At 70.4% G+C, this 11744-nt stretch carries 15 protein-coding genes; 7 read left to right on the top strand and 8 right to left on the bottom strand.

What is annotated here, in order from left to right:
* The 3 genes from WBP48_RS14180 to WBP48_RS14170 form a co-directional block, all read left to right on the top strand.
* A partial coding sequence (locus tag WBP48_RS14180) for an ATP-binding cassette domain-containing protein (protein WP_424441403.1) occupies nt 1-439 on the top strand: 439 nt, incomplete at its 5' end.
* 80 nt (nt 440-519) lie between these two features.
* Nucleotides 520-1686 (top strand): MFS transporter, encoded by a 1167-nt coding sequence (locus WBP48_RS14175; RefSeq protein ID WP_424441402.1) that lies wholly within the window; start codon nt 520-522, stop codon nt 1684-1686.
* Nucleotides 1687-2071: 385 nt separating this feature from the next.
* A complete protein-coding gene (locus WBP48_RS14170; protein WP_424441401.1) occupies nt 2072-2224 on the top strand; it encodes a hypothetical protein in 153 nt (50 codons plus the stop codon).
* 37 nt (nt 2225-2261) lie between these two features.
* Here WBP48_RS14170 and WBP48_RS14165 read toward each other — a convergent pair whose 3' ends face one another.
* A complete protein-coding gene (locus WBP48_RS14165) occupies nt 2262-3218 on the bottom strand; it encodes a Fic family protein (protein WP_424441400.1) in 957 nt (318 codons plus the stop codon).
* Between the two features lie 146 nt (nt 3219-3364).
* On the opposite strand from WBP48_RS14165, the gene WBP48_RS14160 reads away from it, so the two are divergent.
* Nucleotides 3365-4288 carry an HAD hydrolase family protein gene (locus tag WBP48_RS14160; protein WP_424441399.1) on the top strand — a complete coding sequence of 308 codons (924 nt, stop codon included), beginning with the start codon at nt 3365-3367 and terminating at the stop codon, nt 4286-4288.
* A gap of 23 nt (nt 4289-4311) precedes the next feature.
* Here the strand turns inward: WBP48_RS14160 and WBP48_RS14155 are convergent, their stop codons facing one another.
* The 5 genes from WBP48_RS14155 to WBP48_RS14135 form a co-directional block, all read right to left on the bottom strand.
* Nucleotides 4312-4704 (bottom strand): type II toxin-antitoxin system VapC family toxin, encoded by a 393-nt coding sequence (locus tag WBP48_RS14155; RefSeq protein WP_424441398.1) that lies wholly within the window; start codon nt 4702-4704, stop codon nt 4312-4314.
* Nucleotides 4705-4857: 153 nt separating this feature from the next.
* A complete protein-coding gene (locus WBP48_RS14150; protein WP_424441397.1) occupies nt 4858-5856 on the bottom strand; it encodes an endonuclease/exonuclease/phosphatase family protein in 999 nt (332 codons plus the stop codon).
* Nucleotides 5857-5966: 110 nt separating this feature from the next.
* The gene (locus WBP48_RS14145) at nt 5967-6797 is read right to left on the bottom strand and encodes an SDR family oxidoreductase (RefSeq protein ID WP_424441396.1); all 831 of its coding nucleotides are present in this window, start codon (nt 6795-6797) and stop codon (nt 5967-5969) included.
* Nucleotides 6794-7606, bottom strand: a complete 813-nt coding sequence (locus tag WBP48_RS14140; RefSeq protein ID WP_424441395.1) for an enoyl-CoA hydratase/isomerase family protein — start codon at nt 7604-7606, stop codon at nt 6794-6796. The genes WBP48_RS14145 and WBP48_RS14140 overlap by 4 nt, the downstream gene beginning before the upstream one ends.
* A gap of 151 nt (nt 7607-7757) precedes the next feature.
* Nucleotides 7758-8519, bottom strand: a complete 762-nt coding sequence (locus tag WBP48_RS14135; RefSeq protein ID WP_424441394.1) for an SDR family NAD(P)-dependent oxidoreductase — start codon at nt 8517-8519, stop codon at nt 7758-7760.
* Between the two features lie 237 nt (nt 8520-8756).
* Here WBP48_RS14135 and WBP48_RS14130 point away from each other — a divergent pair, with 237 nt between their 5' ends.
* The 3 genes from WBP48_RS14130 to WBP48_RS14120 all read left to right on the top strand — a co-directional run bounded on the left by WBP48_RS14130 (nt 8757) and on the right by WBP48_RS14120 (nt 10340).
* Nucleotides 8757-9113 (top strand): DUF488 domain-containing protein, encoded by a 357-nt coding sequence (locus WBP48_RS14130; RefSeq protein ID WP_424441393.1) that lies wholly within the window; start codon nt 8757-8759, stop codon nt 9111-9113.
* A 41-nt stretch (nt 9114-9154) separates the two neighbouring features.
* Nucleotides 9155-9880, top strand: a complete 726-nt coding sequence (locus tag WBP48_RS14125) for a phosphotransferase (RefSeq protein ID WP_424441392.1) — start codon at nt 9155-9157, stop codon at nt 9878-9880.
* A 70-nt stretch (nt 9881-9950) separates the two neighbouring features.
* A complete protein-coding gene (locus WBP48_RS14120) occupies nt 9951-10340 on the top strand; it encodes an MmcQ/YjbR family DNA-binding protein (RefSeq protein ID WP_424441391.1) in 390 nt (129 codons plus the stop codon).
* A gap of 55 nt (nt 10341-10395) precedes the next feature.
* On the opposite strand, the gene WBP48_RS14115 is transcribed toward WBP48_RS14120, so the two are convergent.
* Both WBP48_RS14115 and WBP48_RS14110 read right to left on the bottom strand, forming a co-directional pair.
* A complete protein-coding gene (locus WBP48_RS14115; protein WP_424441390.1) occupies nt 10396-11214 on the bottom strand; it encodes an energy-coupling factor transporter transmembrane component T family protein in 819 nt (272 codons plus the stop codon).
* A partial coding sequence (locus tag WBP48_RS14110) for an ABC transporter ATP-binding protein (protein ID WP_424441389.1) occupies nt 11211-11744 on the bottom strand: 534 nt, incomplete at its 5' end. The genes WBP48_RS14110 and WBP48_RS14115, both read right to left, overlap by 4 nt.

Below are 11744 nucleotides of genomic sequence, written 5' to 3'. Positions count from 1 at the left end.
GCTCATCGCCGCGCGCGTCGCACGGGCGGAGCGACGCCGGCGTGCGGCTGCCGCCCTGACCGACGTCGGCCTGCCGCCGGATTCCTGGGACCGCTTCCCGCACGAGTTCTCCGGCGGTCAGCGCCAGCGCATCGCGATCGCGCGCGCCATGGTCACGAGCCCCGACCTCATCGTGCTCGACGAGCCGACGAGCGCTCTGGACGTCTCCATCCAGGCGCAGATCCTGAACCTGCTGGTGGACCTGCAGAACCGTACCGGCGTCGCCTACCTGTTCATCTCCCACAGCCTCGCGGTGATCCACCACGTCTCGCACCACATCGCCGTGATGAAGGACGGCCGGGTGGTCGAGGACGGCGAGTCGACGGCACTGTTCGCGGCCCCGCAGGATCCTTACACGCAGCGGCTGTTCGCGGCCATGCCCCCGCTGTACCGTCGATGAGCCCCGCGTCGACGGTGAGTGCGCCGCCGCGTTCCCGCGGGCGCATCGCGGTGTTGATCGGCACGTGCCTCGTGGTGTCGGTGAACACTGTCATCGCGATCTTCAGCCTCGTGCGCTCCGCCCTGGTTCTCGAACGCGGCCTCGATGACGCGGCGGTCGCGCTCGCGATGTCGATCTTCCTGTTCTCGCTCGCGCTCGGCGGCATCGTGGGCGGCCTCGTGCTCGCCTTCGTGACCCCGCGGATCCTGACGCTCGCCGCCGCCGCCCTCTTCGGCGGCGGGTGGTTCCTCGCGGGCTCGGCGTACGATCCCGTCTCGCTCCACCTCACGCTCGGCGTCATGGGCGGCTTCGGCGCCGGGCTCGTGTACAACCCCGCGATCTCCCTCACGCTCGGATGGTTCCCCGATCATCCCGGCATGGTGTCGGGGATCATCCTCGGTGCCGGAGCCATCGGTCCGGCGGCGCTGGCCCCCCTGTTCGCGGCAGCGGTCTCGGAGTGGGGCGTCGGCACGGCGCTACGGCTGCTCGGCGCCGTGCTCGCCGTGTTCACCCTCGTGGGCGCCGTCACGCTCCGCGCACCACGCGCCCCGGAGACGACACGCGCCCGGCGAGCGCTCCGCGAACGCCTGCTCCCGCTGCGGTCGCCACGCTTCTGGATGATCTTCGCGCTCTTCGCGATCGTCACGACGCCGGGCAACATGACCGTCAGCGCCCTCGCCGGCATCGTGGACGTGCAACTGGCCGAGGCGGTGACCGACACGCGCGCACTCGGTCTCCTCCTCGTCACGACGCTGCCGTTCGCCAACTTCGGTGGGCGGCTGCTGTTCGGAGCGCTCTTCGATCGCTGGGGACCGGTCGTCCCGCTCGCGCTGTGTCTGGCCGGGACCGGTGCGTCGCTGATCGGACTGCTCGCGGCACGCGACGTGCTCTCGTTCGCGATCGCGCTCTACGGCCTGGGAGTCGTGTTCGGGAGCACCCTCGTCCTGTTCCCTCCCCTCACCGCCCGTGAGTTCGGCTACGACGACCTCCCCCTCGTCTACGGCGTGATGTTCGTCGGGTACGCCGCCGGCGGACTCATGGGTCCGCTCCTGACGGGTGTGCTCGCGGATCCGGGCGCCGGCACCGGCGGCTACTCGGGCGCGTACCTGGCCGCGCTCGCGTTGTGCCTCGTCGGCGCCATCCTGCTCGCCGTGCTGAGACGTACGCCACGTGCGCGTCCGGTCGAAGCGCCCGGGGCGCGCGGATGACGACGCGTCGCATCCGGCCGTCACTGGACCACACGCCCGCTGCGGGTCGTTCTTCGTGCTCGGTTACGATCGCGACGGGATTCCTCCGCCCGGGCACGCAGGACCTCGGCGAGCGCGTCGGCGGAAGTTCGAGCACGACGAGGCGGTCGCCCCGCCATCCGGTCACTCGTCCCGATGCCCGGCTGAGAGCCGTGCCTTTCCGAACAGCTCGTCGTCGACGCGGCGCAGTCGCTTCTCGACCTGGGGCTGGTCTAGGACTGCTGCCGGGTACGTCGACCCCCGCACCGCGAGAACTCCCGCCATCGACTTGCCGTGATCTGCCGCTACGAGGCCGCGGATCCGGCAGATCGCGGCAAGTCGGGAGAGCGTCCGAGAACGACTTGCCGTGATTTGTCGCCTCCGCCCCGCGGAACCGGCAGAACTCGGCAAGTCGGGAGCGCGGCCCGCGCCGGCGGCCGACTCCCTCGCCGATCAGGTCACGACTACGATCGACGACGACGGCATCCGCAACGCGTTCCGCGCGAACGCGCTCGTCTGAGGAGGCTCGCACCGCGGGGCCGCCGCTGGGCCGTCGCTCATTGCGGGTCCTCCTCGAGGACCCAGTGTCCCGTCTTGTCGGCGCCTTCCCGTCGGATCGTCCCCGCCGCGGTCAGCTTGGCAAGGTAACGCTCGACGGTACGCGTCGACTTGTCGAGCCGGAGGGCGATACCGGCGGCGGTGATCCCCGGTTCGTCTCGTAGCAGCATCAGCACCTGGTCACTTAGACCGACATTTACCCCGCCATTTACACCGACGCGCATGCCGCTCTTGGCGCTGTGCTCAGCCGCGGTGAGCGTCTCGATGATGATGCCCAGCATGTAGTCGATGAAGGGCGCAGCATCAACTTCTGCCGCGTGCGAAGCCTGGAGTGCGTCGTAGTACCCCTGCTGATGCTCGCGGATCAGCGTCTCGATCGGCTGCCATGCGAGTTCTGGCTGCCACCGGCTCAAGACGAGCGTCTGCCAGAGCCTGCCGACGCGCCCGTTCCCGTCGCGGAAGGGATGTATGTGCTCGATCAGGTAGTGCACCGCGCTCGACACGATCAGCGGATGCTCAGGACTCGCCTGTCCCCACTCGAGCAGCTCACCGATCAGCCGCGGCACCTTCGCGTGGCGGGACCCGGTGTGCAGCACGGCGCCCGTCTGGCTGACGATTTCCAGGTCGACCGTCCGAAACGCGCCGGACTCTTCGATCAGACCATAGGTGAGCAGCCCGTGAGCACGGAGGAAGTCGTCGAGGCTCCAGGGGTCGAAGGTATCGAGTGCGTCATAGGCAGCGAGCGCATTCTTGACCTCCTGCACGTCGCGCATCGGACCGAAACCTGGACCGCCATCCGCGATATCGACAACTGCGGCGAGGCTGAGCCGATTGCCCTCGATCGCCGTCGATGAGTGAATCGCGTCGATCCGATTCGCCCGTCGCAGCTGCAGCGCCCTTCCCGACAGCTCTTCGATGGCATTCACTCGACCCAACAGCATGGTCGCGCGATCCACCCGTTGAGGCCAGTCCGGCTGCGGGGTGAAGAAGTCGGGAATCATGGCACCACCACCCCAACCTTGATCGACGACCTCGCCCTCAATGCCAACTCACGTTGATCCTATTGGCTTGCTCGCCTGGCCGGGCAGGCAGATCGAGGGCGATGCTCTGGAAGGATGGATGCCGTGGTCTCGGCATCGACATCGACATCGGCATCCGCATCGCGCATCGTGTTCATCGACGTCGACGGGACCATCCTGGAGCACGGGTCGGTGATCGCCCCGTCGACTGTCACGGCGATCCGCACGGCACGCGGGAAGGGGCACTCGTCTACCTGTGCACGGGACGCTCGGCCGGCGACCTGCACCCCGACGTGCGCGCGATCGGCTTCGACGGTGCGATCACCAACGGCGGCGCGTTCGCGACCCGTGGTGGCGAGGCGCTTCTCTCCCACCCGATGCCGCGCGACGACGTCGACCACCTCGTGTCATACCTCGAAGCGCATGGGATCGAGTTCACGCTGCAGTCGAATGAACGAGTATATGCCAGCACCGGCATCTTCGAGATGATGTCCGAGTTCGCGCGGGTGGGCGCCGAGCGCCGTGCGGAAGACCTACGCCGCATCGGGGTGGAACCCACTAGCGACGGCCTGCTGCACTCGGTCATCGCCGACGCGGCCACCCGCTGGCTGCCGCTCGCCGCCGCCGACTTGGACACTGTGGCGAAGGCCGTCTTCGTCAGCACCCGCTCCGACGACGTCGATCGGCTGCAGGCCGACCTCGGCGAGAGGTTCCACGTCATCCCCGGCAGCATCCCGCTACCCGGCGGTTCCAACGGTGAGATTTCACCCGCCGGGATCACGAAGGGAGCCGCGATCCTCCAGGTGCTCGCGATTCTCGACCGGCCGGCCACCGAGGCGATCGGCATCGGCGACAGCTGGAACGACGTCGAGATGTTCGACGTCTGCGGTGTCTCGGTCGCGATGGCCGGTGCCGACCCCGAGCTGCAGGCCCGCGCCGACCGAGTCACGACCGGTGTGCTGGACGACGGCGTGTGGAACGCGTTCGTCGAGCTCGGCCTGGTGTGACGCCGACGCCCTCCCCCGCTTCGTCAACGCAGCAGCGTGACGGTGACTCCCGGTTGCGGGGCACGTGAAAGCCGGCCGTCCGAGGTCACGAGGCTCGCACCGAGTTCGCGAGCAGCGACGACGCAGAAGGCATCGCTGATCCGCAACGACTGACGAAGCGCCCACACCTCGGCGATGAACGGCTCGATGGGAATGCGCCGGACGGGAGCGTCACGCAGCGCGACGACCGCGCGGTCGGCCTCGTCAGTCGAGATCTGCTCCGCGCGGACCAGCCGCCCCAGCGCCGACAACACTTCCAAATCGATGATTGCTGGCGCAAACAGGGAATGGCCTTCCAGCGCTGCGAGCGCCGCGCTCTGCCGCAGGCTGGGGAGGATCGCGTCGAGCAGTGCGCTCGCATCGACGACGGCCGTCATTCCGAGTTCGGAGACGACTTCGGATCGCCAGCCGATGGCGCCGCGTCAAACTCCTCGCGCGCAGCATCGATCGCGGAGATCACGTCGATTTCCCGCGGCGCGGCGCCCAAGCGAACGCCGCCGTTCCGGGAGTTCGCGTACCCGACCGCCCGGTCAGCGCCGTGCGAGCACGGCGACGATCGGGCGGTGGTCGCTGCCGGCATCGTCGAACGACGTCAGCACCCTCGCGCCGCGCACGCGCCATCCCTCTCCGACGAGCACGTGGTCGATGGGCGTCGCCAACCACGTCGGCAGCATCGTCGTCCAACTGCCCGTCGCCGCACCTCCCGCCTCGGCCGCGGTATCCCGGCATCCGCCGAGGAACGAGTGCAGGTGGTCGAGAGTCGCGTTCAGATCGCCCGCAAGGATGACGTTCGCATTCCCGCTGCACCGCTCCCGGACCCACTCCAGCCCGGCCCGCCAGTCATCGATGGCGCTCGGGAGCGGCGGCATCGTGTGCGCGGCGACGATGACCGGACCCACGCCGTCGATCGGAACCCATGCACCGCTCGGAATCCGCGGCGTCGAGCCCGCGGCGTCATCGAGCCGGTACGCGCCGAGGTCACTCGCGATGAGCACCGACGTCGGCAGCGGGCTGTCATCGCCGTAGGTCGTGTGCGGCACCAGCTGCTTGCCCTCGTCCGCCAGCAACTGCGCCGTCTCCCCCGCGACGCGCTCACCGGTCTCGGGAAGGCTGACGATATCGGCATCCGTCTCCATGACGAGGCGGGCGACGGATGCCGGGTCCGCGCCGCCATACTGCGTGTTCCACGCTGCGACGACGACGTCGCCGGAGTCGCGCCCGGCCGGCGGAAGCTCGCCGTGCCATCCGCGCGCCGCCAGGACCGCGACACTCGTGACTCCCGCCAGCGCGCACACCACGGCGATCCCGGCTGCCGCACCGACGCGCCCACGCAGCAGGGCGAGGACCGCCAGCAGCAACGCGAGCAGGATCAGCGTGACGGCGACCACGACCCGGAACGAGAGGACCTGCGCCACGACGAGCCACGTCTGCGCGCCCAGCGCCTGCGGCCAGCACAGCAGCAGCCCGACCGGCGCCGACACTACCAGCGCGACGGCGAAGCCGACCCGCGGTCGTGCGCGTGCGGCCACCGGAACCTCCCGCCATCGAGCCTGCTATCGCAGCCCGCCATCGAGCCTGCCATCGAGCCGGGGCTACCGACCCTGCGCGGCGACTCTAGGCGGCGCGTGTTCCGGGGTCGTCACAGAAAGATGTCGGGGAACAACTCGCTGTCGGGCGTTCCCGGCGTCGCCGCATAGCGGGCGAAATCGGTGACCCCGGCATCCCGCAGCACCTGCTCGACGATGAGGGTTTGACCCGTGTACTCGCGGGCGGGGCGGGTGAGGACCTCGTATGCCGCGTCGGCGTAGACCTCCGGCGTACGGCTGACTTTCATCATCCGATCGCCGCCCAGCGCGAACTGCACGGCGGCGGTCGCGATGGTCGTCTCGGGCCACAGCGTGTTCGCCGCGATGCCGTCGCCCGCGAACTCCGCCGCCATCCCGAGGGTCGCCATCGTCATGCCGTACTTCGCGAGGGTGTACCCGGTGTGCGCGCCGAGCCAGCGGGGCGTGAGGTTCAGGGGCGGCGACAGGGACAGGATGTGGGGATTCTCGGCATCCTTCAGTATCGGGATCGCCGCGCGGCTGAGCATGAACGTGCCACGGACGTTGACATCCTGCATGAGGTCGTACTTCTTCGTCGCGAGCTCCAGCGAGCCGGACAGGTCGATGACGGAGGCGTTGTTGACGACGATGTCGATGCCGCCGAATTCGCCCTGGGTCTTCAGCACCGCCTCGGTGATGTCGTCGTCGCTGCGGACGTCGCCGACGATGGGCAGCGCCCGGCCGCCCGCGGCCTCGATCTGCGCGGCGGCGGTGTGCACGGTGCCCTCGAGCTTGGGATGCGGAGTGTCGGTCTTGGCGAGCAGCGCGATGTTCGCGCCGTCGCGCGCCGCCCGCAGGGCGATCGCAAGGCCGATGCCGCGGCTGCCGCCCGACATCAGGATGGTCTTTCCGGCGAGGGATGTCATGGCTGCTCCTTGGCATTCGTGGCGGCGGTGGCGTGCGCGGCGCTGGCGTTCTTGGCGGATGCCGCGGCGAACGCGGTGACGCGCGCCTTCGCCTGCGGGGTGTCGAAGCTCGCCCCGATCGTCGCGGCCTCGTCGGCGAGGTTCTCGGCGAACACCCGTCGCGCCCCCGCGCGCACGAGCCGCTTGGCCTGCCCGAACGCCGCCGTCGCGCCGTCGAGCCACTGCCGCGCGACCTGCTCGCCGCGGGCGGCGGGGTCGTCCGCGACTTCGGTGACGAGGCCCCATTCCCACGCCGTCGCGGCGTCGATCGTGAGGTCGTCGAGCAGCATGCGCAGCGCACGGGTCTGCCCGATGGCCGCGGGCAGCAGTGTCGAGACGCCGAGGTCGGGGGTCAGGCCGATGTTCGCGTACTTGCTGACGAACCGGGCGCGGGGGCTGGCGACGATGTAGTCCGCCGTGAGCATGAGGCCCAGGCCGCCGCCGGCGACGGCGCCCTGGACGACGGCGACGACCGGCTTGTCCGAGGCGACGAACGCGGCGATGCCCTCGTGAATCCGGTGCGCTGCGGCGGTCACGTCCGCACCCGCCGCGCCCGAGGTCGCCATCTCGACGACGTCGCCGCCGGCGCAGAACGCGGAGCCATTGGCATCGATCACGACGGCCCCGACCGACGGGTCTGCGGTGATCTGAAGCGCCAGGTCGCGCCAGCGCTGCCCCATCTCGAAGCCCATCGCGTTGAGCGAGGCGGGACGGTTGAAGGTCAGGCGCGCGAGCGCGCCGTCGCGCGTGTACAGGATCGACTCGGTCATGCGGGTTCCTTCCCGGTCAGCTGGTCGTAACTCCGCCATTGCGCTGCCGACGCGATCGTCGACCCGCGCAATTGCGGGGAAGAGCTCCGGACGCACGTTCGATCTGGAGGAGTCTGGGTCCTCGGCCGCAGAGCACCTGCGCGCGCGGCAGTCACTTCGGCGCCATTCTGATCGCGCCGTCGAGGCGGATGGTCTCACCGTTGAGGTACCCGTTGCGGACGATCTCGAGCACGAGTGAGGCGTACTCGTCGGGTCGGCCGAGCCGCGCCGGGTACGGCACCTGCTGGCCGAGGCTCTCCTGCGCGGCGTTGGGCAGACCCGCGAGCATCGGGGTCTCCATGATCCCGGGCGCGATCGTGCAGACGCGGATCCCGTAGCGCGCCAGCTCGCGCGCGATCGGCAGCGTCATCGCGTGCACGCCGCCCTTGCTCGCGGAGTAGGCGGGCTGACCGATCTGGCCGTCGAAGGCGGCGACGGATGCCGTGTTGACGACGACCCCGCGGTCGCCGCCGTCCGTCGGCTCGGTCCTCGCGATGGCGGCCGACGCCTGCGCGATGACGTTGTAGGTGCCGACGAGGTTGACCCGGACGATCCTCTCGAAGTGCGCGAGCTCGGTGGGCGTGCCGTCGCGGTCGAGCACCTTTGCGGGCGGGGCGATGCCCGCGCAGTTCACGACGACGCGCAGCGGCCCATGCTCGCTCGCCTGCGCGACGGCGGCGGCAACCTGTTCCGGATCGGTGACGTCGGCGGGGGCGAACGTCCCGCCGAGCTCCGCCGCACGCTCGGCCCCGGGCGACGACGGCAGATCGACGACGACGACGTGGGCGCCCTGGTCGGCGAGACGCCGCGCGGTCGCGAGCCCCAACCCGCTCGCGCCGCCCGTGACGAGGGCGGACGCTCCTGCGATCTCCATGGATTCTCCTTCGAACTCCAGCGATATCGCGTACCACTCTAGGCGGCACTGAGTCTCAAAAACCATTCCCGCATCCGCGGTTCGCCGTGCGCGCGCGTACCGATTGCAGGAGCGACTCCGCCCGGCGCCGCCGCGCTCCCGCGTGTTTCCACGAACGATTCGCCGCGGAGGGCCAGCCACTCCTGCATACGGTACGCCACGGTGGCGGCGACTGCCGGTGCGGAGTTGACTGAGCACATGGAACTGCGCCTCAAGCGCGTCCGCGACGACGCGGCGGAATCCGACGGCTGGCGGGTGCTCGTCGACCGGCTGTGGCCACGCGGAGTGACGAAGGAGCGCGCGACTCTCGACGCCTGGGCGAAGGATGCCGCACCGTCGAACGACCTGCGGCGGCAGTTCCACCACGATGGTCTGGCCTGGTCGGAGTTCGAGCGCCGCTATCGTGCGGAGCTGACCGGCGACGCCGGCAGCGCGGCCATCGCGGCGCTGCGCCACGAGCTCGCCGAACATGCCGTCGTCACGCTCCTCTACGACGCGCACGACCCCGAGCACAACAACGCCGTCATCCTGGCCGACGTCCTCCGCGCGGGCTAGCGGCCCGGGCGGGCCTCCACCCCTCGCTCACAATGGATGCCATGAGCATTCCGGCCGGTGACATCGCCGTACCGCGCCGGGTGCGCGCCCTCGCGGGCGTCGCGGAGCTGACGCCGGTGTGGCGCAACGGGATCGGCGGCGTCACCTTCCGGACGAGCGACGGCCGGTACATCAAGTACGGTCCCCGCAACCGCGAGACCAGCATGGTCGCCGAGGCGGGTCGCCTGGAGTGGGCACGCGGCTTCGTCCTCGTGCCCGAGGTGATCGACGTGGGTTCGGATGGCGACGAGGAATGGCTCGTGACCCGCGCGCTCCCCGGACGCTCGGCCGTCGATCCGCGGTGGCTCGCCGAACCGGCGACGGCGGTGCGGGCCGTCGGGCAGGGGCTGCGGGCGATGCACGACGCGCTTCCCGTCGCGGATTGTCCGTTCGACTGGTCGGTGCCGACGCGAATCGCGAACGCGTCGGCCCGCGGCATCCGCGTCCCCGACGCGCTGCGCACCGTACCGGAGACCGACCGACCGGTGGTGTGCCACGGCGACGCCTGCTGCCCGAACACGCTGCTGTCCGACGACGGGCGCTGGTTCGCCCACGTCGACCTCGGGGCGCTGGGCATCGCGGACCGGTGGGCGGACATCGCCGTCGCGACGATGAGCACCGAGTGGAACTACGGACCGGGGTGGGAGGACGCGCTCATCGCCGCCTACGACGTGGAGCCCGACCGGGAACGCCTCGCCTACTACCGCGACCTCTGGAACGCGACCTGACCGCTTGCGTCCCAGAACGTCTCGCGTACGACCACTCCCATGACATCACCGCGTCGGGAAGGATGGGCTCATGGCGCATCCGCTCATGTTCGACGACGACGACCCGGTGCTCGCGCGCGTGCGCGAACTCGCGCTCGCGCTGCCCGAGTCCGCGGAGAAGATCACCCACGGCCGCCCGACGTTCTTCACGGTGAGGACATTCGCTTTCTACGGCGGATCGCCGCGCGGCGCGACGACCGACCGACACGACAGCGCCCTGGTCTTCCACCCCGACCCCGCCGACGAGCCCGCCTTGCGGCAGGACGACCGCTTCTGGGAGCCGGCCTACCTGTGGCCGCACGGCTGGCTCGCGATCGACCTCGACGACGACCCGGACTGGACCGAGATCGCCGAACTCCTCGACGCCTCCTACCGCGTGACCGCGCCGCGCCGGCTCGTGAGGCTCCTCGACGCGCGGTGAGGCGGGACGGATGCCGATGGCTCGGACGTTCCGCACCCGTCACGCCGCCGCACCGTCACGACTGGCCGAAGATGAAGTTCCACGATCCGGTGGCGACCGCCACCGCCACCGCCGTCGCCGAGATGGCAACGCCCACGGCCACGAGCACCCACTCCCGCCGGCCGAAGGTCGACGGCCGCGCCCACGTGCGCGCGACGGGATTCCCCTCGGCATCCGTCGTCGCGCCGAATCCGCGCGCCTCCATGGTCGTGGCGAGCTTGGAACCGCGGCGGATCGCGAGCACGAAGATCGCGAAGATCATGCCGAACAGCTGACGCAGCCGCCCCGTCTCGGCCACTCCCCGGGCTCTGCGCGCGAGCTGCATCGACCGCCAATCCTCGACGAACAGCCCCACGGTGCGCAGGCCCGCCATCGCCCCGAGCACGAACCGCGCCGGAACGTGGAGCACCTGCGCGAGCCCGTCGCCGAGATCGGTCACGTCGACCGTCATGAACAGCACGACCGACGGCAGCCCGACCGCGAGGACGCGCAGCATGGTGGCGACAGCCAGCTGGATCGACCCCTCGTTGATGTCGATGAACCCCCACGAGAAGTACGACTGCCCGCTCGGCCGCCCGTAGAGCAGGATCGTCAGGGCCCCGAGCGGTGCTGCGAGCCAGATCGGCCAGGTCCGCCGCCAGAACGCGCTCCAACCGATCCCCGTGAGAGGCAGCAACAACAGCACGAGACCGAGCGCGACGGCGGCCGAGACGACGTCGATCGTCAGGATCAGCGGAGCGGCGATCGCCAGCGACGCCAGGAGCTTCGCGACGGGGTTGATCCGACGCACGCGCGCCGAGCCGTGCACCGCGAGCGGTTGGATGCCGACGCTCACGAGACCGACCGATCCGGCCGATCCGGCGGACCCGGCCGCAGCGGCGACTCCGGCGACGACCCGAGCGTGATGCGGACCGCCCCGAGGGCGGCGACGAGGTCCTCGTCGTGGGTGATGACGACGAGCGTGTGTCCCGCCCGACGCAGCTCTCGCAGCAGCAGGACGAGCTCCGCCCAGGTACGGGAATCCTGCCCGAACGTCGGCTCGTCCAGCACGATCACCCGCGGCTGCGCCGCGAGGATCGTCGCCACCGACAGCCGCCGCTTCTCCCCTCCCGACAGCGTGTACGGGTTGGCGCGCGCGAGCGGCAGCAGCCGCAACCGGGTCAGCAGCCCCTCGACGATGGCCGCGACCTCGTCGTCGTCACGCCCCAGCGCGCGCGGCCCGATCTCCAGCTCGGCGCGCACGCTCGCCGCGAGGAACTGGTGCTCGGGCTCCTGGAAGACGGTGCCGATGCGCGTCATCAGCGCGCGTGACGTCCACGCGATGGGGTGCTCCCCGCTGCCGGGCGCATCGGGCGCATTGGGGGC

Origin of the sequence: Microbacterium sp. (assembly GCF_049661145.1) — a bacterium.
In the GTDB taxonomy this organism is placed as follows: domain Bacteria; phylum Actinomycetota; class Actinomycetes; order Actinomycetales; family Microbacteriaceae; genus Microbacterium.
This window is presented reverse-complemented; position numbering and strand designations above follow the sequence as displayed.

Bases quoted from the DNA above. Each gene is read 5' to 3' on its own strand.
- WBP48_RS14160 (WP_424441399.1), top strand. From the start codon at position 3,365: ATGCTCTGGAAGGATGGATGCCGTGGTCTCGGCATCGACATCGACATC.
- WBP48_RS14155 (WP_424441398.1), bottom strand. From the start codon at position 4,704: ATGACGGCCGTCGTCGATGCGAGCGCACTGCTCGACGCGATCCTCCCC.
- WBP48_RS14145 (WP_424441396.1), bottom strand. From the start codon at position 6,797: ATGACATCCCTCGCCGGAAAGACCATCCTGATGTCGGGCGGCAGCCGC.
- WBP48_RS14140 (WP_424441395.1), bottom strand. From the start codon at position 7,606: ATGACCGAGTCGATCCTGTACACGCGCGACGGCGCGCTCGCGCGCCTG.
- WBP48_RS14135 (WP_424441394.1), bottom strand. From the start codon at position 8,519: ATGGAGATCGCAGGAGCGTCCGCCCTCGTCACGGGCGGCGCGAGCGGG.
- WBP48_RS14130 (WP_424441393.1), top strand. From the start codon at position 8,757: ATGGAACTGCGCCTCAAGCGCGTCCGCGACGACGCGGCGGAATCCGAC.
- WBP48_RS14125 (WP_424441392.1), top strand. From the start codon at position 9,155: ATGAGCATTCCGGCCGGTGACATCGCCGTACCGCGCCGGGTGCGCGCC.
- WBP48_RS14120 (WP_424441391.1), top strand. From the start codon at position 9,951: ATGGCGCATCCGCTCATGTTCGACGACGACGACCCGGTGCTCGCGCGC.